The sequence below is a fragment of the Bacillus infantis genome, from assembly GCF_008180445.1.
GTDB lineage: Bacteria > Bacillota > Bacilli > Bacillales > Cytobacillaceae > Bacillus_AB > Bacillus_AB infantis_B.
In genome coordinates, this window is record NZ_VTER01000002.1 from 468,088 (window position 1) to 490,837 (window position 22,750).

General features: G+C 46.9%; 18 protein-coding genes, 1 other RNA gene and 1 other annotated feature. Of the genes, 15 read left to right on the forward strand and 4 right to left on the reverse strand.

Annotated elements, in window-relative coordinates; translation table 11 throughout:
• Positions 1–10: 10 nt before the first annotated feature.
• A complete protein-coding gene (gene yajC, locus FZD51_RS04585) occupies positions 11–295 on the forward strand; it encodes a preprotein translocase subunit YajC (RefSeq protein ID WP_022544225.1) in 285 nt (94 codons plus the stop codon).
• 75 nt (positions 296–370) lie between these two features.
• Here yajC and FZD51_RS04590 read toward each other — a convergent pair whose 3' ends face one another.
• Positions 371–760 (reverse strand): TIGR04086 family membrane protein, encoded by a 390-nt coding sequence (locus tag FZD51_RS04590; protein ID WP_009796192.1) that lies wholly within the window; start codon positions 758–760, stop codon positions 371–373.
• A gap of 209 nt (positions 761–969) precedes the next feature.
• Between FZD51_RS04590 and FZD51_RS04595 the strand changes: the two genes are divergently transcribed.
• Positions 970–1,617, forward strand: coding sequence for a DUF421 domain-containing protein (locus tag FZD51_RS04595; RefSeq protein ID WP_022544224.1), 648 nt, complete (start codon positions 970–972; stop codon positions 1,615–1,617).
• Positions 1,618–1,659: 42 nt separating this feature from the next.
• Here the strand turns inward: FZD51_RS04595 and spoVB are convergent, their stop codons facing one another.
• Complete coding sequence (spoVB, locus tag FZD51_RS04600; protein ID WP_148973675.1) at positions 1,660–3,222, reverse strand: stage V sporulation protein B; 1,563 nt, start codon at positions 3,220–3,222, stop codon at positions 1,660–1,662.
• A 129-nt stretch (positions 3,223–3,351) separates the two neighbouring features.
• Here spoVB and FZD51_RS04605 point away from each other — a divergent pair, with 129 nt between their 5' ends.
• The 8 genes from FZD51_RS04605 (at position 3,352) to dtd (ending at position 13,585) form a co-directional block, all read left to right on the forward strand.
• Complete coding sequence (locus FZD51_RS04605; protein WP_009796195.1) at positions 3,352–3,645, forward strand: post-transcriptional regulator; 294 nt, start codon at positions 3,352–3,354, stop codon at positions 3,643–3,645.
• A gap of 265 nt (positions 3,646–3,910) precedes the next feature.
• Positions 3,911–6,172 (forward strand): protein translocase subunit SecDF, encoded by a 2,262-nt coding sequence (gene secDF / locus FZD51_RS04610; RefSeq protein WP_148973676.1) that lies wholly within the window; start codon positions 3,911–3,913, stop codon positions 6,170–6,172.
• A gap of 171 nt (positions 6,173–6,343) precedes the next feature.
• The gene (locus tag FZD51_RS04615; RefSeq protein WP_148973709.1) at positions 6,344–7,204 is read left to right on the forward strand and encodes a cation diffusion facilitator family transporter; all 861 of its coding nucleotides are present in this window, start codon (positions 6,344–6,346) and stop codon (positions 7,202–7,204) included.
• A gap of 18 nt (positions 7,205–7,222) precedes the next feature.
• Positions 7,223–7,543 (forward strand): LapA family protein, encoded by a 321-nt coding sequence (locus tag FZD51_RS04620; RefSeq protein ID WP_148973677.1) that lies wholly within the window; start codon positions 7,223–7,225, stop codon positions 7,541–7,543.
• Between the two features lie 109 nt (positions 7,544–7,652).
• Complete coding sequence (gene recJ / locus FZD51_RS04625; protein WP_148973678.1) at positions 7,653–10,019, forward strand: single-stranded-DNA-specific exonuclease RecJ; 2,367 nt, start codon at positions 7,653–7,655, stop codon at positions 10,017–10,019.
• Positions 10,010–10,522, forward strand: coding sequence for an adenine phosphoribosyltransferase (locus tag FZD51_RS04630; RefSeq protein WP_148973679.1), 513 nt, complete (start codon positions 10,010–10,012; stop codon positions 10,520–10,522). The genes recJ and FZD51_RS04630 overlap by 10 nt, the downstream gene beginning before the upstream one ends.
• Before the next feature lie 414 nt (positions 10,523–10,936).
• Positions 10,937–13,132: a RelA/SpoT family protein gene (locus tag FZD51_RS04635; protein WP_148973680.1), complete on the forward strand. Its 2,196-nt coding sequence runs from the start codon at positions 10,937–10,939 to the stop codon at positions 13,130–13,132.
• Positions 13,133–13,144: 12 nt separating this feature from the next.
• On the forward strand, positions 13,145–13,585 hold the full coding sequence (dtd, locus tag FZD51_RS04640; protein WP_009796203.1) for a D-aminoacyl-tRNA deacylase: 441 nt from the start codon (positions 13,145–13,147) through the stop codon (positions 13,583–13,585).
• Positions 13,586–13,656: 71 nt separating this feature from the next.
• On the opposite strand, the gene FZD51_RS04645 is transcribed toward dtd, so the two are convergent.
• The gene (locus FZD51_RS04645) at positions 13,657–15,402 is read right to left on the reverse strand and encodes an N-acetylmuramoyl-L-alanine amidase family protein (protein WP_148973681.1); all 1,746 of its coding nucleotides are present in this window, start codon (positions 15,400–15,402) and stop codon (positions 13,657–13,659) included.
• Positions 15,403–15,606: 204 nt separating this feature from the next.
• Between FZD51_RS04645 and FZD51_RS26045 the strand changes: the two genes are divergently transcribed.
• From FZD51_RS26045 to FZD51_RS04665, 5 genes are all read left to right on the forward strand, one after another.
• Complete coding sequence (locus FZD51_RS26045; protein ID WP_165352527.1) at positions 15,607–15,783, forward strand: hypothetical protein; 177 nt, start codon at positions 15,607–15,609, stop codon at positions 15,781–15,783.
• 120 nt (positions 15,784–15,903) lie between these two features.
• Positions 15,904–16,142, forward strand: a binding site (T-box leader).
• A gap of 103 nt (positions 16,143–16,245) precedes the next feature.
• Positions 16,246–17,520, forward strand: a complete 1,275-nt coding sequence (hisS, locus tag FZD51_RS04650; RefSeq protein WP_148973682.1) for a histidine--tRNA ligase — start codon at positions 16,246–16,248, stop codon at positions 17,518–17,520.
• Positions 17,521–17,523: 3 nt separating this feature from the next.
• Positions 17,524–19,299: an aspartate--tRNA ligase gene (gene aspS / locus FZD51_RS04655; RefSeq protein WP_148973683.1), complete on the forward strand. Its 1,776-nt coding sequence runs from the start codon at positions 17,524–17,526 to the stop codon at positions 19,297–19,299.
• Positions 19,300–19,362: 63 nt separating this feature from the next.
• Positions 19,363–19,549, forward strand: a non-coding RNA gene (ssrS, locus tag FZD51_RS04660) — 6S RNA.
• 211 nt (positions 19,550–19,760) lie between these two features.
• Positions 19,761–20,525 carry a tRNA threonylcarbamoyladenosine dehydratase gene (locus FZD51_RS04665; protein ID WP_148973684.1) on the forward strand — a complete coding sequence of 255 codons (765 nt, stop codon included), beginning with the start codon at positions 19,761–19,763 and terminating at the stop codon, positions 20,523–20,525.
• Positions 20,526–21,105: 580 nt separating this feature from the next.
• Here the strand turns inward: FZD51_RS04665 and FZD51_RS04670 are convergent.
• Positions 21,106–22,566 carry an IS1182 family transposase gene (locus FZD51_RS04670; RefSeq protein WP_148973685.1) on the reverse strand — a complete coding sequence of 487 codons (1,461 nt, stop codon included), beginning with the start codon at positions 22,564–22,566 and terminating at the stop codon, positions 21,106–21,108.
• Between the last annotated feature and the right edge of the window lie 184 nt (positions 22,567–22,750).

Below are 22,750 nucleotides of genomic sequence, written 5' to 3' on the forward strand. Positions count from 1 at the left end.
AAAAAAAGGAATGGATATTTTAGGTACATTAGGACCATTATTACTGATGTTCATCTTATTTTATTTCCTTCTTATCCGTCCGCAGCAAAAGCGCCAGAAATCTGTGCAGCAGATGCAGTCGGATCTGAAAAAGGGAGATAAAATTGTGACGATCGGCGGCCTCCATGGCATTGTCGATGCCATCGATGAAGATAAGATCGTCATCAAATGCGGTGACGGCAGCAGACTTACATATGATCGCGCAGCGATCAGGGAAGTACGGGCAGCAGCCGAAACAACATTGGCAAAATCATAATAGAAAAAGAAGCAGACATTATTCTGCTTCTTTTTTTTATGGCTTTTGAAAACCGCTGCGTTTCAGTTTGGGCATCTATGCTGCCCTTGACTTTGAAGACATGTTGACCCCCAGGATCCCGCCCATCATACAGACCAGCAGGAAACACGTATGATAAATGGTCTGTTCCGCTGAAAACAGGCTGTCATGCCCGAGATATTGAAACAGGAAAATGACCAGTGTATATATGGCGCCAGTCAGCCCCCCCAGCAGCCATCCTTTCTGCTTTCCTTTTCCCCCGGAAATGAAGCCGCCGGCAAACAGTGAGATGAAAGCCAGGATTTCAGCGGGAAGCTTTATGGATGACTCATCCATTGAAGTGAATTTCAAGAGCAGCGAGAACACCAGGCTGCTGGCAATCGCAATGATAAAAATGCTCCCTATCCCGTATAGCACCGCACTCCCCATATGTTTGGATTCTTCCATTGATTTCCTCTCCCTTCAAACGATAAATCCTAGTACAAGCATATTCACAGCTGCTGCTTTTTAGAATTGAATTTTTTGAATGACGGCAGGCTTTTTCCTCCTGAATGGAAAGGCTAAGCAACAGTGCCAAATGGAAAAAGCTTTCTTAATGACAGTCCTGGACGTGAAGCATACTAATGTTGGAATGTGATGAAGAGGAGGAGGCAGTTTTGGCGGAATATATGATTATCATTGCGAGGACACTTTTTTTATATGGGGTCATCCTCCTGATCTTTCGGCTGATGGGCAAAAGGGAAATAGGCGAACTGAGCGTGCTGGATTTAGTGGTATATATCATGATTGCCGAGATGGCAGTGGTTGCGATTGAAAATCCTGACGGCAGCCTGGTGAAGAACATACTTCCGATGATGCTCCTCATGGTTATACAAATCGTTCTGGCCATCCTGTCACTCAAAAGCAAAAAATTCAGGGATATTGTGGACGGCAAGCCCTCTATTATCATCAATCAGGGGAAGATCGATGAAAATACGATGAGGCAGCAGCGATATAATTTCGACGATCTTCTCACCCAGCTGCGGGACAAAGATATTAAGAATATTGCAGACGTCGAATTTGCGATCCTGGAGCCTTCAGGCAAGCTTTCTGTGTTTCAAAAGGATAATATGAAAGGCAGCGACATAGACCATCCTCTGATCATAGACGGAAACCTTCAGGAAGCGAATCTTGCTTCTGTCCATAAATCGCGCCAGTGGCTGGCAGAACAGCTGAAGAAAAAAGGCTATGATGAAATACAGCAGATATCTTTTTGCAGCTACTCTAACGGAAACCTTTATATTGATCCCATCGATGAAAAATAAGATGGTCAAAAAAATGGCGTTCAGGACGCCATTTTTATTTTTTTATTTGAATGCAAACTTTGAAAGAGGCTGGCCGATGACCGGGATCCGCCGCAGATCTTCTTTTGTAATCAGCCTGAAGATGAGCAGGAAAATCAGATAAAGCATTCCCATGATCAGCGTTGATATCATAACCTTGAAGGCCAGAAGCATCTCCTCCGGCATCAGGCTGAATGAAGTATGGCCGCCCCAGCCTGCAAGGCCCATGACAGCAAAGGTTTTTACATAATCCATGATATAAAAAGTGAATGAAATGGTTTTTAATACGGTTGCGAAATGAAGCATTGTGACAAGAACAAAGCCGACCAGGATGCCGAGGGCCACCCCATTGATGCCGAATGCCGGCTGGCTGGCAAGGAGAAAAATGACGGCAATTTTTACGATTGACCCGATCAGGCTGTTGATCATGGCGGCCCTTGCGAGGTTGAGTGCCTGCAAGGTGGCTTGAAGCGGTCCCTGGTAATAGTAAAACAGAAAGAAAGGAGCCATCAATTTGATGAACTGGTCTCCGCTCGAACTTCCATACATAACCTCCATCAAAGGGCTGGCAAGAACGTATAGAAGCACGACTGCCATCCCCCCTGTAATAAAAGAGAACCGGAGCGCCTGCTGGAGCCTGTGTTCAATCAGCTTCATATCCTTTCTTGAGTTGGCCTCGCTGATTGCAGGCACAAGCGAGGTTGAAAGGGAGTGGGTGACAAAAGACGGCAGCAGCAGCAGCGGCATGGCAAATCCTGTCAGGGCCCCGTATTGCTTTGTGGCGGCGATGGCGGCGACACCAGCCAGTGCAAGGCTGTGCGAGACAACAATAGGCTCGAAAAACCAGGCAATCGATCCGATCATCCTGCTGCCGGTTGTCGGCAGTGCAATCTTCATCAAATCGCTGAAGGTGCTTTTCCCGGACTGGACATAGCCGAAGAAATTTTTTCTCAGCCTGAACCTTTTCTTCAGTTTAAAAGCGGCCACAAGATAAACCAGTGAAACCAGTTCCCCGATTACAGATGCAAACATTGCCGCTGCCGCGGCATACTCGATGCCATAAGGCAGGAAAGCCTTCGTCAGCAAGGCGATAAGCCCGATCCGCACGATCTGCTCAAGGACCTGTGAATATGCTGCGGGCTTCATCTGCTGCCTTCCCTGGAAATATCCCCTTATAACAGAAGAAACAGCTACAATCGGCACGATGGGGGCGATTGCCAGCAGGGGCAAATGTGTCCTAGGGTCAGTGAAAAGAGTTTCAGACAATATAGGCGCGAGCAGAAACAAGGCCGGCGTGAAAATGGCAGATAGAGAAATGGTCACAGCAAGAGATACAGCCAATATTTTTTTGATTTTTGCCGTATCGCCCCTGGCTTCTGCCTCCGCTACATTTTTGGAAATGGCAACTGGCAGGCCAAGCTGTGTAATTGTAATGACGAGGATCAGAGTTGGAAATGCCATCATATATAAGCCGACACCCTCTTCACCGATGAAGCGGGCAATCACAATACGGTTTATGAATCCGAGAACCCTTGTCACCAGTCCGGCAGCCAGTAAAATAATCGTTCCTTTTAAAAACTTAGACATCCTGTTCCCTGCCTTCTCAAAATAGGTATAATCATATACAATTAACTATATGCCGCGATTGGGACAAAGCATGACAAGTTATCTTGATTTTTCTATTTTTGATCGAACAGCGGGGGAGGAGCCTTAGTGATGAAAGGCCATGTATATGAAAAGTTTCGCCGGCAGGTGCAGCCTGCACTGCAAAGCAAACTCGAGGAATTCAGGCTCCTGAATTATGGAGCTGTTGCAGAAGATGAGCTTTGGAGGTATCTGACTGAAAAAAAATGGCGGAAACCGCATGAAGATGCCAGACTATTCGAAATAGTGGGCGGTATCCTGGAAGTAAAAGCGGCTGATTATTTCAGCTATGCGACGGTCGAGGCATTTAAAGGAAAAGGCCTTGGCGAGCTGAGTGAGGAAGACAGAAGGAAGCTGCTTGAGTAAGGCTAGATTGTAAGCAGCTGTTGCGGTATGTACAATTCTTTTTTTTGATGTAAGAGCCAGTTTATTATGAAGGGACAAATTGACAGCCATTCCATTCTATTTCATAATGGATATGTTGGTTTTTTCGGTCTATTAATAGAAAAAAGACTGCACGCCAGAGAGCGGAGCAGGCTTAAAGATTGCAAGCAGCACCCGGCGCTGCAGCAGGCTCTGGACGAGGGCATGCCTGCAGGGGCTGGAAGTTTAAGGGGGATATAACAGTACAATGGTAAAGCGCAGCAGGATTGTTGCCTTCTTCCTGATTGTCATTCTGATCGGCAGTCTGATGGGAGGCACAACGAAAAACATACTGAATAATATCAAGCTTGGCCTGGATCTGCAGGGCGGCTTCGAGGTACTTTACGATGTAGAGACTAAGGATGACACAGAAGTAACGAGAGAGGTGCTGAACAGCACAGCTGAAGCACTGGACAGGCGTGTCAATGTCCTGGGCGTCAGCGAGCCAAGCATCCAGATTGAGGGCGATTCCCGCATCCGCGTCCAGCTGGCCGGCGTCGATGATCAGAATAAAGCCCGTGAATTGCTTTCCACTGAAGCCAATCTTTCTTTCAGGGATGTCAATGACCGTGAAATGATGAATGGATCGGACCTTGTAGAAGGCGGGGCAAAACAGACTTTCGATGAAAATGGCAAGCCAAGCGTTTCCTTGACGCTGAAAAGCGCTGAAAAGTTCAAGGAAGTGACCCAGGAAATTGTCAACATGGGTACTCCGAATAACCTGCTGGTCATCTGGCTGGATTATGAGGAAGGCGATTCTTTCAAAGAAGAATCACAGAAAGAAGATCCGAAGTACCTTTCTGCACCTCAGGTCAGCCAGGTATTCAACCAGGATACAGTTTCAATCGTCGGGAATTTTTCCCTTGAAGAAGCAAAAACACTCTCTTCCCTGCTGAAGGCAGGAGCGCTGCCTGTTGAACTGACCGAGGAATATTCCACTAGTGTCGGGGCCAAATTCGGTGAAGATGCCATGCAGAAAACCATTGCTGGGGGAATCATCGGCATTCTGATCATCTTCCTGTTCATGCTGGTGTTCTACCGGTTCCCAGGTTTTGTTGCAACCATAACATTGTCCATTTACATTTATCTGGTCCTGCTTGTCTTCGACTGGATGAATGGTGTACTGACTCTCCCGGGTATTGCCGCACTGATCCTCGGGGTCGGAATGGCCGTCGATGCGAACATCATCACCTATGAGAGGATCAAGGAAGAGCTGAAGGTTGGAAAGTCAATCAAGTCAGCCTTCCAGGCAGGAAATAAAAATTCCCTGTCCACAATTCTTGATGCCAACATAACAACCATTCTTGCCGCGGTCGTTTTGTTCCTGTACGGGACAAGCTCAGTCAAAGGATTTGCCACAATGCTTATTCTCAGCATCCTGGCAAGCTTCATCACCGCTGTCTACGGGTCGCGCCTGCTGCTTGGCTTATGGGTGAACAGCAGGATCTTTACGAAAAAGCCGGCCTGGTTCGGGGTCAAGAAAAGCGAAATCAAAGATATTGCTGAAAACTATGATACGCTTGACCTGCCGACAAAATACGACCGTTTCGACTTTGTCGGTCACCGCAGGAAGTTTTTCATCTTCTCGATTGCCATGGCTGTTGCCGGCATCATTGCTTTATCCGTTTTCAAGCTGAATCTCGGCATTGATTTTGTAGCGGGTACAAGGGTTGAAATCCAGACTGAACAGACTTTGACGAAGAGCGGGATCCAGGAAGAGCTCAGCGCAGTCGATCTTGAAACAGATGATGTCATCATTTCAGGAGATGATGGAGAAATCGGGGTAGCCCGATTCAAGGATCCGCTTGGCAAAGATAAGATTGCCGAGCTGAAGGATCACTTTGCTGATGTGTACGGCGGAGAGCCAAATGTCAGCACGGTATCTCCTACTATAGGGAAAGAACTTGCAAAGAATGCTTTCTATGCTGTGCTGATAGCTTCTATCGGCATCATCATATATGTAACGATCCGGTTTGAAATTTACATGGCACTGGCAGCTGTCATTGCCCTGCTGCATGATGCATTTTTCATCATCGCCCTGTTCAGCATCATCCGCTTTGAGGTGGATATCACCTTCATTGCGGCAGTACTCACGATCGTCGGTTATTCAATCAATGATACAATCGTGACGTTTGACCGGATAAGGGAAAATATGCACAAAAAGAAGAGGCTCAAAACCTTCGATGATATTGCAGAGGTTGTCAATAAGAGCTTAAGGCAGACGCTTGGACGTTCCGTAAGCACTGTAATAACGGTGGTCATCGCCGTTATCGGGCTGCTTGTCTTCGGCAGCGAATCTATCCGCAGCTTTTCATTCGCCCTGCTTGTCGGCCTTGTAGCCGGAACATATTCCTCACTCTTCATTGCATCCCAGCTGTGGCTGGTATGGAAAAATAAAGAGCTGAAGAAAAAAGGCGTCATCAAAACTGAAAAAGTAAAACGCAAAGCATCAGACGAGCCGCAGGTCTGATCTTCTTAAGAAAAAACACAGGAAAACCTTTCCTGTGTTTTTTCCTGTTTTAACCCTTAAGTGCTTTTTGATTGCAGATTTTCGGATACACTATAAGTATAAAAATGCGGGGAAGGAAGTTGAGACTTGGATACTAACAAAGATCGTTTTAAACAGGCTGAATTTGCGGCCATGATCGGGATTGTGGGAAATATTGTACTGGCAATCCTCAAGTATGGAGTAGGGGTTTATGCCAACAGCCGCGCACTGATCGCGGATGCGGTCCATTCTGCTTCAGACATTGCGGGGTCATTTGCCGTTTATATTGGGCTCAGGGCTGCCAAGCAGCCGCCTGATGAAGACCATCCTTATGGACATGGAAAGGCTGAATCGATTGCAGCCATCATCGTTGCCGTCCTGCTGATGCTTGTGGGGTTTGAAATCGGGAAATCCTCCTTTGAGGCCTTCTTCCATCCAATCGAGCCTCCAAAGGCTATTGCTATCGTTGCTGTCCTTATTTCCATTGTTGTGAAAGAGGCAATGTTTCGTTACAAGTATAAATTGGGAAAAAAGCTAAATAGCGATGCATTGATCATCAATGCATATGAGCATCGATCCGATGTTTATTCCTCCATTGCCGCCCTTGTGGGGATCGGGGCCGCTGTCATCGGGGGGAAAACAGGGATCGGATGGCTGGAATACGGAGATCCTGTCGCAGGGCTGCTGGTCTCGCTGCTCGTCATTAAAATGGCATGGTCACTCGGCAAAGAATCGATTCATAATACATTGGACCATGTGCTTCATGATGAGGATACGGAAGAGCTGCGCAATGCAGTTCTGTCTGTTCCGGCAGTGAAAGAGATCAACCAGCTGCATGCAAGGGAGCATGGCCATTATGTCATCATAGACCTGAAAATTGCAGTCGATCCCCATATAACAGTCGAGGAGGGGCACCGGGTAGGAAAGGAAGTAAAAGAAAAGCTGATGCAGGAGAAAAATGTGCATAATGTCTTTGTGCATATCAACCCTTACAATCCCGGCAATCCAGATTAAAGATGGGAGAGATGTATAGTGAAAGTTCAATGGGCCTTGATATTCGGGATTCTTTTTGCACTTATTGTCGCGGTATTTGCTGTTATTAATGTGAATCCTGTTACAGTCAACTATGTTTTTGGAGAAAGTGAATGGCCGCTTATCCTGGTCATCCTTGGTTCCGTGCTGATGGGCGGCCTTATCGTCGGGCTCGTCGGTGTTTTCAGGGTATTTGCCCTTCAGCGGAAGGTCAGGTCCCTGGAGAAAGAGAACACTGCTCTTAAAGCTGGTGCTGACAAGGAAAGCGCCGAGGCAGCAGCAGACAGTGACGAAGAATATTTAAAAAGGGATATTCATTAGAAGGAAGCAGCCTTGCTGCTTCCTTTATTTTCTGCAGATTGTACACCCCAGGATTTCATTGAATCCCGGTACTCCCTCTTGTATAATAGAAAAGCTGAGGGGTGAACGTATGTTAAAGTCAAAAACAAGATGGATTGTTCGTCAATCGGATAAAGATAAAGCTGACACACTGATCAGCGAATTGAAAATCAGTCCAATTGTGGCATCATTATTAGTGAATCGGGGGCTCGATACTCCTGAAATTGCACAGGATTTCCTGTACGGAAAGAATGGAGAGTTCCACGACCCTTTTCTCCTGGCCGGGATGGATGCCGCAGTCTCACGAATAAATAAAGCGATAAACGAAAGTGAACCGATTTTAATATATGGGGATTATGATGCAGACGGAGTCACAAGCACCTCTGTTATGATGATAACGCTCCGCAGCCTTGGTGCAAATGTAGATTTCTACATACCTAACCGGTTTACGGAGGGATATGGCCCGAATGAAGGAGCATTCAGGCATGCAGCTGAAATGGGCATCAAGCTGCTCATTACAGTGGATACCGGCATATCAGCAGTCCACGAGGCGTCCATTGCCAAAGAGCTTGGCATGGACCTGATCATTACGGACCACCATGAACCTGGTCCGGTTCTCCCGGAGGCGCTGGCTATCATCCATCCAAAGCTTGAGGGAAGCCTTTATCCTTTCCGCGAGCTTGCCGGAGTGGGCGTGGCCTTTAAGGTGGCTCACGCCCTGTTGGGAAAAATCCCCGAGGAGCTTCTGGAAATTGCCGCTATAGGAACCGTCGCTGACCTGGTATCTCTGAAAGGAGAGAACAGGCTCCTTGTCCAGAGAGGGATCAAGAAGCTGAAGGTGACTAAAAGGGCTGGCCTGCTTTCATTATTCAAGCTGGCAAATGTGGAGCAGGCTGCAGTGGATGAGGAAACGATCGGATTCATGCTGGCTCCAAGGCTGAATGCGGCCGGCAGGCTGGACAGCGCAGATCCGGCCGTCCAGCTGCTGCTGACAGAAGACCGGGAAGAAGCTGCTATGATTGCTGAAGAAATTGACAGCATGAACAAAGAGAGGCAGTCCATTGTCAGCCAGATTGCCGAAGAGGCAATTAAAGAAGTCGAGGAAAAATACCCGGCAGGGGAAAATGCTGTTCTCGTTATCGGGAAGGAAGGCTGGAATGCCGGTGTAATCGGCATCGTCGCGTCAAGGCTTGTCGATAAGTTCTACAGGCCGGCCATCGTCCTCAGCTTTGATAAGGAAAAGGGGACGGCAAAAGGGTCTGCAAGAAGCATAGCCGGATTTGATTTGTATAAAAATCTGTCAGCCTGCAGGGACATCCTGCCCCATTTTGGGGGCCATCCGATGGCTGCCGGGATGACGCTTGGGCTTGGCGACGTGGGGGAGCTGAGGGAAAGGCTGAACGGCCTCGCGAAAGAGCAGCTCAGTGACGAGGATTTCATACCGGTCGCAAGCCTTGATGCCGAGGTAAGCCTTGAAGATGTCAGCCTGCCTGCAATAGAACAAATGCAGCTTCTTTCCCCCTTTGGAATGGACAATCCTAAACCGCGCGTCCTGATCAAAGATGCGCCCATCGCCAGCATGAGAAAGATAGGCTCCGGCCAGAATCATCTTAAAATGGCACTTGGCGAGGGTTCGTCCGCATTGGACGGAATCGGGTTCGGCCTTGGGGAGCTGTTCCATCATATCTCGGCAGATTCCCGGATATCCGTGATTGGTGAATTATCTATAAATGAATGGAATAATATAAGAAAACCGCAAATTTTTCTGCACGATTTGTCTGTCGCCGAATGGCAGCTTTTTGACCTGAGAGGAATCAAGAGATTTGAACAGCTGAAGGAACTCCTTCCTGAATCACGGACCAAGTGGATATGCTTTGACGGCCAAAGCCGGGAAAAGATTCCTTCATTGCCGGAAGATGCAACTTTCTTCATAAGCTCTGAAACGGAAGCGGAAGCACTGGCGATCGAAGAAGAGCATATAGTCCTTGTAGATTTGCCTCCTTCGAAACAGATGCTGGAAAGGCTCCTTCAGGGCAAAGCCCCTGCCAGGATCTATGCCCACTTCTATAAGGAAGAAAGCGAGTATTTCAGCACGATCCCAAACAGGGACCATTTTAAGTGGTTTTATTCATTCCTGGCCAAAAGAGGCCAATTCGACATAAGAAAATTCGGGGACCAGCTTGCCAAGCACAAAGGATGGAGCAGGGAAACCATTGATTTTATGTCAAAGGTGTTTTTTGAGCTGGACTTTGCTAAAATGGAAAATGGGTTCTTGGCCCTCAATAAAGAAGCAAACAAGCGGGACCTGACAGAATCCCCGACATATCAAAGGAAGCATGCACAATACACCCTTGAAAACGATTTGCTGTATTCTTCATACCAGGAGCTGAAAAGCTGGTTCGATGCAGTCCTTCAAGGGGCGGTTCATACTGAGGAGGCAATGGAAGAATGGATTTGAAACAATATATAACAATAGTGGAAGACTGGCCGAAGCCCGGGATTAGATTCAAAGACATCACAACGCTTATGGATAATGGCGATGCTTATAGATATGCGACTGACCAGATCGTTGAATATGCGAAAGAAAAGCAAATTGATCTTGTAGTCGGGCCGGAAGCACGCGGCTTTATCATCGGCTGCCCTGTTGCGTATTCACTAGGGGTAGGCTTTGCACCTGTCAGAAAAGAAGGGAAGCTTCCGCGCGAGACGGTCAAAGTCAATTATGGCCTGGAATATGGAAAAGATGTACTGACTATCCATAAAGATGCCATCAAACCAGGACAGCGCGTCCTGATCACAGATGACCTGCTGGCAACGGGAGGCACTATTGACGCAACAATCAAGCTTGTCGAAGAGCTTGGAGGGGTTGTCGCCGGGATTGCTTTCCTGATCGAATTAACCTACCTTGACGGCCGGAGCAAGCTTGACGGATATGATATCCTTACATTAATGAACTACTGAGGCATAGCCTTTGAAAAAATGATTTAAACAGAAGCGGGGCACTATCAACATAGTGCGCCGCTTTTCCTTTTCCGCAAAGTTCATTTTAGAGAAAGGCTGTGTTAGTGTACCTTGTTGATTTTGGGCTCATTTCAGCACAGCTGAAATGAGCCCAAAATCAACAACAATGTTTAACAAAGCAGAGACAATAAAAGAGAAGAATCCGGCAAAAAAAGAGCTTTTTCGACAAAAATCTTCAATTCCATATAAAAATAACTTCCAATCCCTTTACATCCACGGTTTTTTTTTCGATAATAGTAACAATCATTCTTTTTTCTGTTCTATCATTAATTGAATGGTTGTAAACGGAGATTTTAGGGAGAATCCGGGCAAGCTTGGATTCTTATTAAACTTTATATAGATAAAGGTGATTCTATGGCGAACGACCAGGTTTTGACCGCCGATCAAGTCATCGAGAGGACAAAAGAATATTTAAATGAGGAGCATGCCGGAGTCGTACGGAAGGCCTATGAATTTGCGAAACATGCCCATCGTGAACAATATAGGAAATCCGGGGAGCCATACATCATCCATCCAATCCAGGTGGCAGGGATCCTGGCCGATCTTGAAATGGATCCATCGACAGTTGCTGCCGGTTTTCTTCATGATGTTGTAGAAGATACGGAAGTCACATTGGCTGATATCTCAGAGGCATTCAATCCGGAAGTTGCGATGCTAGTCGATGGCGTGACAAAACTGGGAAAAATCAAATACAAATCACAGGAAGAGCAGCAGGCCGAAAACCATCGGAAAATGTTTGTTGCCATGGCCCAGGATATTAGGGTCATCCTGATTAAGCTTGCAGACAGGCTCCATAATATGAGGACGCTTAAGCACCTTCCTGCTGAAAAGCAGCGCAGGATATCGAATGAGACGCTTGAAATCTTTGCGCCGCTTGCCCACCGCCTCGGTATCTCGAAAATCAAGTGGGAGCTTGAGGATACGGCCCTCCGCTATCTCAATCCGCAGCAGTATTACCGGATTGTCAACTTGATGAAGAAAAAGCGTGCCGAGCGCGAGCTCTATCTGGAGGAAGTCATCGGCGAAATGAAGGGGAAGATGGATGAAGTGTCCATCAGAGCCGATCTTTCCGGCCGGCCGAAGCATATATACAGCATCTACAGGAAAATGGCGCTTCAGAATAAGCAGTTCAATGAAATCTATGATCTGCTTGCGGTCCGTATTGTCGTCAACAGCATTAAAGACTGCTATGCTGTCCTGGGCATCATCCATACATGCTGGAAGCCTATGCCTGGGCGGTTCAAGGATTATATCGCCATGCCGAAGGCGAATATGTACCAGTCTCTGCATACAACGGTCATCGGCCCAAAGGGCGACCCGCTTGAGGTGCAGATCCGCACAACCGAAATGCATCAAATCGCAGAGTTCGGGATTGCGGCCCACTGGGCATATAAAGAAGGCAAAACTGTCAATGAAGGCTCTTCTTTCGAAGAAAAGCTGACATGGTTCAGGGAAATCCTCGAGTTTCAGGATGATAGCGTAAATGCAGAAGAATTCATGGAATCGCTGAAAATTGACCTTTTCTCTGATATGGTGTTTGTATTCACGCCAAAGGGAGATGTCATCGAGCTGCCTTCAGGATCTGTCCCGATTGATTTTGCCTATCGGATCCACTCGGAGATCGGCAATAAAACGATCGGTGCAAAAGTTAACGGGAAAATGGTCACGCTGGATTATAAATTGAAGACCGGCGATATCCTTGAAATCCTTACGTCCAAGCATTCCTATGGGCCGAGCAAGGATTGGCTGAAGCTTGCCCAGACGACCCAGGCGAAAAATAAAATCCGCCAATTTTTCAAAAAGCAGCAGAAGGACGAAAACTTCGAAAAAGGCAAAGAGATGGTTGAAAAAGAAATCCGCAATATGGATTTTGACATCAAAGAAATCCTGACTGCCGAGAATGTCCGGAGAGTGTCGGAAAAATTCAATTTTGCCAGTGAAGAGGATATGTATGCCGCCGTCGGCTATAATGGCGTCACGGCTCTGCAGGTCGCAAACCGTCTGACCGAAAAATGGCGGAAAAAGCGTGATATGGAGCAGGAAAACGATATCTCAAATGCCGTTTCGGAATTGAAATCCTTCCCTTCAGTCAAGAAACGGGAATCAGGCGTAAGGGTTTCAGGGATTGACAATCTCCTCATCCGGCTTTCCCGCTGCTGCAATCCGGTGCCGGGAGATGAAATTGTCGGCTTTATCACTAAGGGCAGGGGGGTATCTGTCCACCGTTCAGACTGTACCAATATTGATACTGCCGATGCCAAAGCAAGGCTCATCCCGGTTGAATGGGAAACAGGCCTAAATGATAAAAAAGAATATAATGTCGAGATTGAAATCAACGGTTATGACCGCCGCGGCCTCCTGAACGAAGTGCTGCAGGCCGTCAATGAAACCAAAACCAATATATCTGCAGTGTCTGGCAAATCGGACCGCAATAAAATGGCTACCATCAATATGTCGATCAGCATCACAAATGTAAGCCATCTGCAGAAAGTTGTGGACCGCATCAAGCAGATTCCTGACATCTATTCTGTCAGACGTATCATGAACTAAGGGGTATAGAAAATGCGAGTAGTTGTTCAGCGAAGCAAAGAAGCGAGTGTGACTGTAGAAGGAAAGGCTGTAGGCAGCATTTCCCGCGGATTTGTTTTGCTTGTGGGCGTCACCCATGAGGATGGGGTGAAAGATGCTGAATATCTGGCTGATAAAATTGCCAATCTCCGCGTATTTGAAGATGAAGAGGGAAAGATGAACAGATCTTTACTGGATGTAGGGGGAGAAATTCTTTCTGTGTCCCAGTTCACTCTGTACGGCGACTGCCGTAAAGGAAGAAGGCCTAACTTCATGGAAGCGGCCAGGCCTGACCATGCCCTTCAAATCTATGAGGCGTTCAATGGGCTTCTCCGGGAAAAGGGCATTAAAACAGAAACAGGGCAGTTTGGCAGCATGATGGACGTCAGCCTGGTGAATGACGGGCCGGTCACACTGATAATAGAAAGCAAATGACAGTCTGAGAAGGCTGTTTTTTTTTCGGAAAAAAAGAGAGACCCTTAAATTTGAAGGGTCTCTCTTTTGCGCTAATTCCTTTTAAAATACCTTGCCAGCCCCTGATAAATGCCGGCTGCTGCTGCCTCCTGATACTGCGGGGAGGTGACGAGCATTTCTTCTGCCGGGTTGCTGAGATAGCCTAATTCCAGCAAAATGGCATTTTTATTATTTTCCCTTATGACGAAATAATCGCCGGCCCGCACACCCCGGTCCTTCAGCTTCGTCTGGGCGGCCAGCGAGCTGTGGACGCTCTCGGCGAGAGCCTTCTGGAAACCGTGGTAATAGTATACAGTCATGCCGCGGACACTCTTATCATTAATGCTGTCATAATGCAGGCTGATGAAAGCATCGGCATTATGGTATGATGCAGAGCCGACCCTCGAGCTGAGCGGGACATAAGTGTCAGTGGATCTTGTTAAGATTACATTGGCTCCAGCAGCTTTCAGCTTGCTGTACAGAAGCTGGGCGGTTTTGATGGTGACAGTTTTCTCCTGGGTGCCCCGCGCTCCGGTTGTGCCATTGTCGCGGCCGCCGTGGCCGGGATCAAGGACGATGGTTTTCCCCTGCAGGTGAAGCTCTGCGCCAGGCTTTTCGATCTGGGACGAGCTGCCGCTCAAGGAAACGATCCATCCGGCTACATAGCCTGCCTTCCCGTCCAGGCTGATTTTGTACCAGTCTTTCTCACGGCCAAGCACCTCGAAGGATTCCCCTGCTTTCGCCAATTGAAGCACAGAGCTTCCAGTGCTGGCATCTTTCCTGATATTTGTTCCGTTATGTAGTATGGTGATGGTGCTGCCTTTTGCCGGTTTGCTGCCGTTTGCTGATGAAACCTCTGACTTATCGAGATACCATGCTGCTATCCAGCCAAATGAACCGGGCTTGTACTCAATTTTTGCCCAATTGTTCACTTCTTCAATAATTGAATAGGTTTCGCCTTTTGAAACCGATCCGAGAACTTTCCCATTCAAGGAGCTTGTATCCCTGAGATTCAAGGTCTGGGCAGTAACCGTTCCCGTCAGTCTTCCAGATGGTTTCGCGCTGCTGCCGGCACTTGGGCTCTGGCTTAAGCTTTTGGAAGAAGAAATGAACTCGCTGCTCACCCACGCATGATTGCCGCGGAAGATAATTTCTGTCCAGCTCCCGTTATCGGATACAATGCTGACCCTGTCACCGCTTTGAAGCTTCCCGAGGACCGTGCCCTGTGTTCCGGGAGCGCTCCTGACGTTCAATGAATCGCCTGTGACCGTTCCTTCAGCAGCCGCAGCGGCTTTGGTTTTGCTGCTTCCCTCCGTAATAAAATCAGCGGACACCCAGCCATTTCCGAATGAGCCGGTGATCCTGACCCAATTTCCCTGCTTTTCAACAATGCCGGCCTGTTGCCCTTTATTCAGGACAGCAATGACCGAGGCATCTGTTCCGGGATTTGACCTGACCCGCAATCCATCGGCTGTGACAGTCCCGCCTGAAGATACAGAGGCTGATTGATTCTTTCCGCCTTCCTTCACTGTGAGCCAGCCTGCAACCCATCCTTTCGATCCGCCGGCAAGGCTGACCTGCAGCCAGTCCCCGCTTTCTTGCAGGATCGGATAGCGGTCCCCTTTGGCGGCCTGTTTGACAATCGAATAGCTGAGTCCCGGGCCGCTGCGGATATTCACTCCGCTGTCTGCGATCCGTGCTGTTCCGCCGGATGCGGCTGTGCTGTCAGATGGCCTCCATACTCCCCCTGCTAAAAGGATGAAGCATAGAAATACTAATATTTTGCTGCTTTTTAACAAAAAGTCCCCTCCTTTTGCGAAATCATGGAGTGTATAAATATAAGTTCTATTTTAGAACATAAAACCCCTGCTGTTAATATCGGAATTTTTCAGTCCAATTTTAGCCATTGCCTCAAAGGTAAAATAATTGGCTGACAAGGGAATGTTCCGGGGACTTTCAAGACATACTGAAAGAATAAAAAACTTTTCGGGTAGGGTGGTCTGATGAGATTTGGAGAAAAGGGCATGCATGCCCATGAAAACGGAAATCAGCTGTTTGGAGTGGACTTCCATGATTTCATCCAGAAGGAGCAGGGTTCCGGCATGTACGAGCTTGCTTCAGAATTCGGCCTCAGCATCGGGGATGTCAGGAAGCTGAAGAGGAAGCTTGAGCGTTCCTAGAGCAGGTACAGCCGCAGAGGGGAGGAAGAGCCTTCCGGAAATACTGTCACCGTCTCTTTTACCCCTTGACAATGGCTGAAATCGTCTTTATGATTAGATAAATAAAATCACTATTCATATTGAACACTGATGATGGAGAACAGTAGTTGAGAAATGTGTGAAAAGAGAGGAAATGCCCTGGGCTGAAAGCATTTCTGCATGGCAGCTTGATGAATGAACACTCCGTAGGATTCTCCCTGAAAAAGCGACCGCTTTAGTAGGGGCTGAACGTTGACAGGCGTTAACTGTAAAAGTGGAAGTGCATGATGGTTATGCCTTCAATTAGGGTGGCACCACGGGATCTAACTCCCGTCCCTTGTATGGGAATACAAGGGACGGGAGTTTTTTGCATTTAGAAAAGCTTGCCGCACGTCCCCGGTGTGCCCTGTTAGTATACATAGGAATGCTAGGAGGAAACAGGATATGGCAATGAATATACCGAGGGGTACACAGGATATCCTTCCTGGAGAATCGGAAAAATGGCAGTATATTGAGGAAAAGGCGAGGGAGCTGTGCGCCAGGTTTCAGTACCAGGAAATCCGGACGCCGATTTTCGAGCATACCGAACTCTTCCTGAGAGGGGTCGGAGATACAACGGACATCGTGCAAAAAGAAATGTATACCTTCGAGGACCGGGGCGGGCGAAGCCTGACACTAAGGCCTGAAGGCACTGCACCAACTGTACGCTCATTTGTTGAAAATAAGATGCATGGCTATGCCAATCAGCCTGTAAAGCTTTATTATACAGGCCCGATGTTCCGTTATGAACGCCCTCAGGCCGGCCGCTTCAGGCAATTTGTCCAATTCGGGGTCGAGGCTCTTGGGAGCTCGGATCCAGCCATTGATGCAGAGGTAATTGCCCTGGCAATGAGCATCTATAAAGAACTGGGACTGAAGAAGCTGAAACTGGTCATCAACAGCCTTGGCGATAAAGAAAGCAGGAACAATCACCGCGAGGCACTGATTGCCCATTTCAAGCCACGGATCGGGGAATTCTGTTCTGACTGCCAAAACAGGCTGGAAAAAAATCCGATGAGAATCCTGGACTGCAAAAAGGACAGGGAGCATGAATTGATGCAGACGGCCCCTTCCATTCTGGATTATCTTAATGAAGATTCAAGGAATTACTTTAATAAAGTGCAGCAGTACCTGACGGATGTGTCCATCGACTTTACGGTCGATCCCAACCTCGTGCGCGGCCTGGATTATTATAACCACACTGCCTTCGAAATCATGAGTGATGCTGAAGGCTTCGGTGCAATCACGACTCTTTGCGGTGGTGGGCGCTATAACGGCCTGACTGAGGAAATCGGCGGCCCGGAAGCGCCGGGCATCGGCTTTGCATTCAGCATTGAGCGCTTTCTGTCAGCTTTGGAGGCAGAAGGTATCAAGCTTCCTGTTGATGAAGGGATTGACTGCTATCTTGTGGCGCTTGGGGAAGAGGCGAAGGATTATTCTGTAGGCCTCCTGCATAAGCTGCGCATGGCAGGTTTTTCCGCAGAAAGAGATTATCTGGACAGAAAGATCAAAACACAATTCAAGGCAGCTGACCGCATGAACGCAAAATATGTAGCCGTCCTTGGGGAAGATGAATTGAGAGCAGGCAAAATCAATGTGAAGTCCATGGAAACCGGTGATCAGACCGAAGTCAGCCTGGATTCATTCATAGACCAATTAAAAGAGCTTATAGGGGGTTAATGTATGTTTGGGAGAACATATTTCTGCGGAGAAGTAACAGAAAAAAGCATCGGTGAAAAAGTTACACTTAAAGGCTGGGTTCAAAAGCGCCGTGATCTGGGCGGTTTGATTTTCATTGATTTAAGGGACCGCACAGGGCTGGTACAGGTCGTGTTCAATCCTGAAACTTCCCCTGAGGCTCTCGCTGCAGCTGAAAAAATCAGGAATGAATATGTACTGAGTGTGGAAGGAAAGGTTGTTGCAAGGGAACCTGGCACAATTAACGAAAACCTGCCTACAGGCAAGATTGAAGTCAGTGCAGAAGCAGTAACAATCATCAATGAAGCGAAGACACCGCCGTTCGTGATCGCTGACCAGACAGATGTCTCGGAAGATGTGCGATTGAAATACCGCTATCTCGACTTCAGGCGCCCGGTTATGTTCGAAACCTTCAAGATGCGCCACCAGGTGACAAAGTCAATCCGGGATTACCTGGACGGCGAGGGCTTCCTGGATATTGAGACGCCTATCCTGACGAAGAGCACACCTGAAGGCGCCCGAGATTATCTCGTTCCAAGCCGGGTCCATCCAGGCGAGTTTTATGCTTTGCCGCAGTCACCCCAAATCTTTAAGCAGCTTTTGATGGTTGGCGGAATCGAAAGATACTATCAGATAGCCCGCTGTTTCCGTGATGAGGATCTCCGTGCAGACCGCCAGCCGGAATTCACGCAAATCGATATTGAAACAAGCTTCATGAGCCAGGAAGACATCATTTCCATGACAGAGCAGATGATGACGAAGGTCATGAAAGAGGTTAAGGGCATTGATATCACACTGCCGATCCAGCGCATGACCTACCAGGAAGCGATGGACCGCTATGGCTCTGATAAGCCGGACACCCGTTTTGCAATGGAGCTTGTCAACCTCTCTGAAACACTGAGCAATTCAGGCTTCAAAGTATTTGCAGGCGCGATTTCTTCCGGCGGGGAAGTCAAAGCAATCAATGTGAAAGACGCTGCCTCCAAATACAGCCGCAAGGACATCGATGCACTGACAGAATTTGCTTCAAGATATGGCGCTAAGGGTCTGGCTTGGCTGAAAGCAGAAGAAGAAGGCCTTAAGGGACCTATCGCGAAATTTGTTGCAGAGGAAGAGCAGGCAGCTATTAAAGAACTGCTGGGAGTCGAGACAGGAGACCTGCTCCTGTTTGTGGCCGATAAGAAAAGCGTCGTCGCTGACGCCCTTGGGGCCCTGCGCCTAAAGCTTGGCAAAGAGCTTGGGCTTATCGACCAGTCCCTCTTCAATTTCCTTTGGGTGACAGAATGGCCGCTGCTTGAATTTGATGAAGAAGAAGGCCGCTACTATGCTGCCCACCATCCATTTACAATGCCAAACCGCGAAGACCTGGAATACCTGGATACTGATCCTTCTAAGGTAAAGGCCCAGGCTTATGACCTTGTGCTGAATGGATATGAGCTTGGCGGAGGCTCACTGCGTATCTTTGAACGCGAGATCCAGGAAAAAATGTTCTCTGTCCTTGGCTTCAGCAAGGAGGAGGCAAGGGAGCAATTCGGATTCCTGCTCGAAGCGTTTGAGTATGGCACTCCTCCGCACGGCGGCATTGCGCTTGGCCTCGACCGCCTTGTGATGCTGCTGGCCGGAAGCTCGAACCTGAGGGATACAATCGCTTTCCCGAAAACGGCAAGTGCAAGCTGTCTCCTGACCAATGCACCTGGCGAAGTAAGCGAGGCCCAGCTGAACGACCTTCACCTGCAGTTTAAGCTGAAAAAAAGTGAGTAATTACCTATCCCTTATTCCTTGATACTGGCAGGCGGGATATGATACTATACTATCAATAACAGAAGAGTCCTAATGTGTTCGTTGTTTCACCTGACATTTTGACCTAACATTATTCCTTCGGGAGCCCGGATTTCCTTGCGGCGTAAACGCCTCTGGCTAGGGGACTTACAAAAGCGGGAATAGGGCACCCACCTGCTGAGTGCGGGTTCAAAACGAAGGCATCCAAGGCGACGGCACAATTGGGACTTTTCTTACATACGAATGCTAAACCATGCTTACGGGCGTGGTTTTTTTATTGTTCACTATTCTTAATTCCCATAGAAATACTTGTTTTTATAATGAAGTATGATATATTCATTATCGGGTAATAGATACATAAGAGATAAAGGGGCCGTATGAGCAGAAGTACCCCTGATACAGGCATCATATTCATTCAAAAAATGATAATGGAGTTGAGATATATGCTGCACCAATTTTCACGAAACGAACTTGCGATTGGCCAGGAAGGCCTTGAAACAATGAAAAACAGCACAGTGGCAGTCCTTGGAATTGGAGGAGTGGGTTCATTTGCTGCAGAAGCATTGGCGCGTTCTGGAGTCGGGAAGCTGATTTTAATTGATAAGGATGATGTTGATATTACTAATGTCAACCGCCAGATCATTGCATTGGTTTCGACTGTCGGGAGACCGAAAGCCGATTTAATGAAGGAACGCATCAAGGATATCAATCCTGACTGTGAAGTGATTGCTTTAAAAATGTTTTATACAGAAGAAACGTATGAGGAGATTTTTGCTTACGGGCTTGATTATGTAGTGGATGCAAGTGACACGATTTCTTATAAGATACATCTGATCAAGGAGTGCCTGAAGAGGGATATCCCGATGATCTCGAGCATGGGGGCAGCCAATAAAATGGATCCGACCAGATTCCAGATTGCCGATATCTTTAAGACGCATACCGATCCGATTGCCAAGGTGATCCGCACCCGCCTGCGCAAGGAAGGGATCCGCAAGGGGATTCCGGTTGTGTTTTCGGATGAAAGCCCGATTGTGATCCGTGAGGAGGTAAGGAAGGAAGTGGGCAAGGATGATGCCAAAATCCGCAAAGCGAAAATGCCTCCTTCTTCGAACGCATTTGTTCCTTCTGTAGCCGGACTGGTTATGGCAAGCTATGTGGTGAGGGATCTGCTGAAGGATATTAAGATTGTTAGGGTTAATGATAAATAAGGAAGCCTTGTTGTAGAGCACTGCAGTTACTGTGGTGCTCTTTTATATGGGTTCAAGACGAGATTTGCCACTTTTGAAGGGGGCTGTTGATTTGCGTTCCAGGCACTTCGCTTTCCGCGGGGCGGAGTTGAGCCTCCTCTTCGCTGTGCTGAGGGCACTGAAAAACTTATGCTTTTTTCATTCTAAAGATGGTCAAAGGAAAAATAGCAAAACTTATTTCGGAAAAGGGGGGATCAAATGCGAAAAAGCAGCTTTCCTTCGGAAAATAGACGAAAAGTTGCTTATTTCCTTCCTTTTTCCTTACTTCTTATCTTTAAGAAGTTTGATAATTCGTTTGAGATTGACTGCGAATATGGTTGTGGCTCCTTGAATTTCCATGCCAAATAGACCCGAGGAAATCGCTGTATCATACCCGTGTCCATGTTTNGCTGAGGGCACTGAAAAACTTATGCTTTTTTCATTCTAAAGATGGTCAAAGGAAAAATAGCAAAACTTATTTCGGAAAAGGGGGGATCAAATGCGAAAAAGCAGCTTTCCTTCGGAAAATAGACGAAAAGTTGCTTATTTCCTTCCTTTTTCCTTACTTCTTATCTTTAAGAAGTTTGATAATTCGTTTGAGATTGACTGCGAATATGGTTGTGGCTCCTTGAATTTCCATGCCAAATAGACCCGAGGAAATCGCTGTATCATACCCGTGTCCATGTTTTAGTTCACTATTTTTTGCTTCAATCTTATAGCGGGTTTTTGCCAGGGTTTTAAATCTTTCCGTTTCCTGGAATGCCTCCTGGTCTAGGTGCTCTGTAGACTTAATTGTGATGGAATAGGATTTGGTCTTGGCACCTTCCTGATAACACCCTTCACGTAAAGGGCAGACCTTACATTTTTCTATATCGAAAAGGTACTTAATTCTAGGGTTTTTATCCTGGTTTTTTCTATCGTCGTATTTAGTCTTAATGGCCATATGCCCGGCCTTGCACACGTACATTCCTGCATCTTTGTTAAAATGAAATTCATCTTCCTTTGTCCGTCTCCCTTGAGTAATATGGGGATGTAGTTTGGAAACAAGCTCGAGCTTTTCTTCTCTTGTGTAACAAATATTCTCTTTGTCGGAATAAGCAGTGTCTCCAATAACTGTTTTAATTTCCATGCCTGTAGCCTTGCTTTTCCCAATTAAATCCTGCAGATATTTCCCGTCACTTTTTTCACCAGTTGTAACAACAGCAGCTGTGATGATTCGTTCGTCACTCATAGCGATATGTGTTTTGTAGCCAAAGAAGGAAGAATCAACGGTTTTATGCCCAACACGTGCATCAGGATCAGTTGAAAAACTCAACTGCTCGGTGCAGTCTTCCACTACTTCTTTAAGTAGATTTAATTTTTCCTTAACGGCAGGAATTTCAGAGACCTTCGGTTCTGATTCAACAACGGAAATAACTTGGCGGCAATAAACTAGTTCATCTTTCACTTCGTTAGAAGTGGATTTCGGAGGGAATTTCTCTTTGATGGATTCATCAATTTGGTAAACAGCTTTCCGGACATTCTTTGATATCTCCTGCAAATATTCCTTCGGTGATTTCTGGTTATAACGAGCTTTTGTATGTGTGGCATCAATAATAATGGTTTTACTTGTAATGATTCCCTTCTCAAGTGCGATTTCAACTGTCTTTTTAATAAGCAAATCCAATAAACCCACATCTTTTAGACGGAGTTTACGAAAACGTGTTAAAGAGCTTGGATCAATGACAGGGTCTTCTGGGGCCATATCGAGAAAGTATTTAAATGACATATCGTATTTGGATCGTTCGACTACGTCTACGTCAGACAATTCATGAATGGCTTTAAGAAGTAGATATTTGAACATCCGAATTGGAGGGATGGCATTGCGGCCGTTATCAAGGCAATATTTCGTTTTCAATTCTTCAAGTATGAATGAGAAGTCCACCAATTCCTTTATTTGGCGAAGCATATTATCTTTGGGGATAACGACATCATAGATAGCTATATATGGGCTTAGAGGGAGCGATTCTTGAAAGGAAATCATTTGGATACCACCTAGAAATTGTTGTTAGCCATATTATAAAATAAAAAAGCAGTTGAAAGTTGAAAAATCAACCTTCAACTGCTAAAAAAAGAAGTTCACCTTGATAACCGGTAAATGAATGAATTCATTACTGTATAAGAGTTTAATGTTTTTATTGAAATGTACTTTTTCAGTGCCCTCGCTG

Excerpts from the sequence above, each read along its gene's own strand:
- spoVB (WP_148973675.1), bottom strand. The coding sequence starts at position 3,222 with ATGTCTAAGTTTTTAAAAGGAACGATTATTTTACTGGCTGCCGGACTG.
- FZD51_RS04670 (WP_148973685.1), bottom strand. The coding sequence starts at position 22,566 with ATGATTTCCTTTCAAGAATCGCTCCCTCTAAGCCCATATATAGCTATC.
- secDF (WP_148973676.1), top strand. The coding sequence starts at position 3,911 with ATGGTAAAGCGCAGCAGGATTGTTGCCTTCTTCCTGATTGTCATTCTG.
- FZD51_RS04635 (WP_148973680.1), top strand. The coding sequence starts at position 10,937 with ATGGCGAACGACCAGGTTTTGACCGCCGATCAAGTCATCGAGAGGACA.
- FZD51_RS26045 (WP_165352527.1), top strand. The coding sequence starts at position 15,607 with ATGAGATTTGGAGAAAAGGGCATGCATGCCCATGAAAACGGAAATCAG.
- hisS (WP_148973682.1), top strand. The coding sequence starts at position 16,246 with ATGGCAATGAATATACCGAGGGGTACACAGGATATCCTTCCTGGAGAA.
- FZD51_RS04605 (WP_009796195.1), top strand. The coding sequence starts at position 3,352 with ATGAAAGGCCATGTATATGAAAAGTTTCGCCGGCAGGTGCAGCCTGCA.
- FZD51_RS04615 (WP_148973709.1), top strand. The coding sequence starts at position 6,344 with ATGATCGGGATTGTGGGAAATATTGTACTGGCAATCCTCAAGTATGGA.
- recJ (WP_148973678.1), top strand. The coding sequence starts at position 7,653 with ATGTTAAAGTCAAAAACAAGATGGATTGTTCGTCAATCGGATAAAGAT.
- FZD51_RS04665 (WP_148973684.1), top strand. The coding sequence starts at position 19,761 with ATGCTGCACCAATTTTCACGAAACGAACTTGCGATTGGCCAGGAAGGC.
- FZD51_RS04630 (WP_148973679.1), top strand. The coding sequence starts at position 10,010 with ATGGATTTGAAACAATATATAACAATAGTGGAAGACTGGCCGAAGCCC.
- dtd (WP_009796203.1), top strand. The coding sequence starts at position 13,145 with ATGCGAGTAGTTGTTCAGCGAAGCAAAGAAGCGAGTGTGACTGTAGAA.
- FZD51_RS04590 (WP_009796192.1), bottom strand. The coding sequence starts at position 760 with ATGGAAGAATCCAAACATATGGGGAGTGCGGTGCTATACGGGATAGGG.
- yajC (WP_022544225.1), top strand. The coding sequence starts at position 11 with ATGGATATTTTAGGTACATTAGGACCATTATTACTGATGTTCATCTTA.
- aspS (WP_148973683.1), top strand. The coding sequence starts at position 17,524 with ATGTTTGGGAGAACATATTTCTGCGGAGAAGTAACAGAAAAAAGCATC.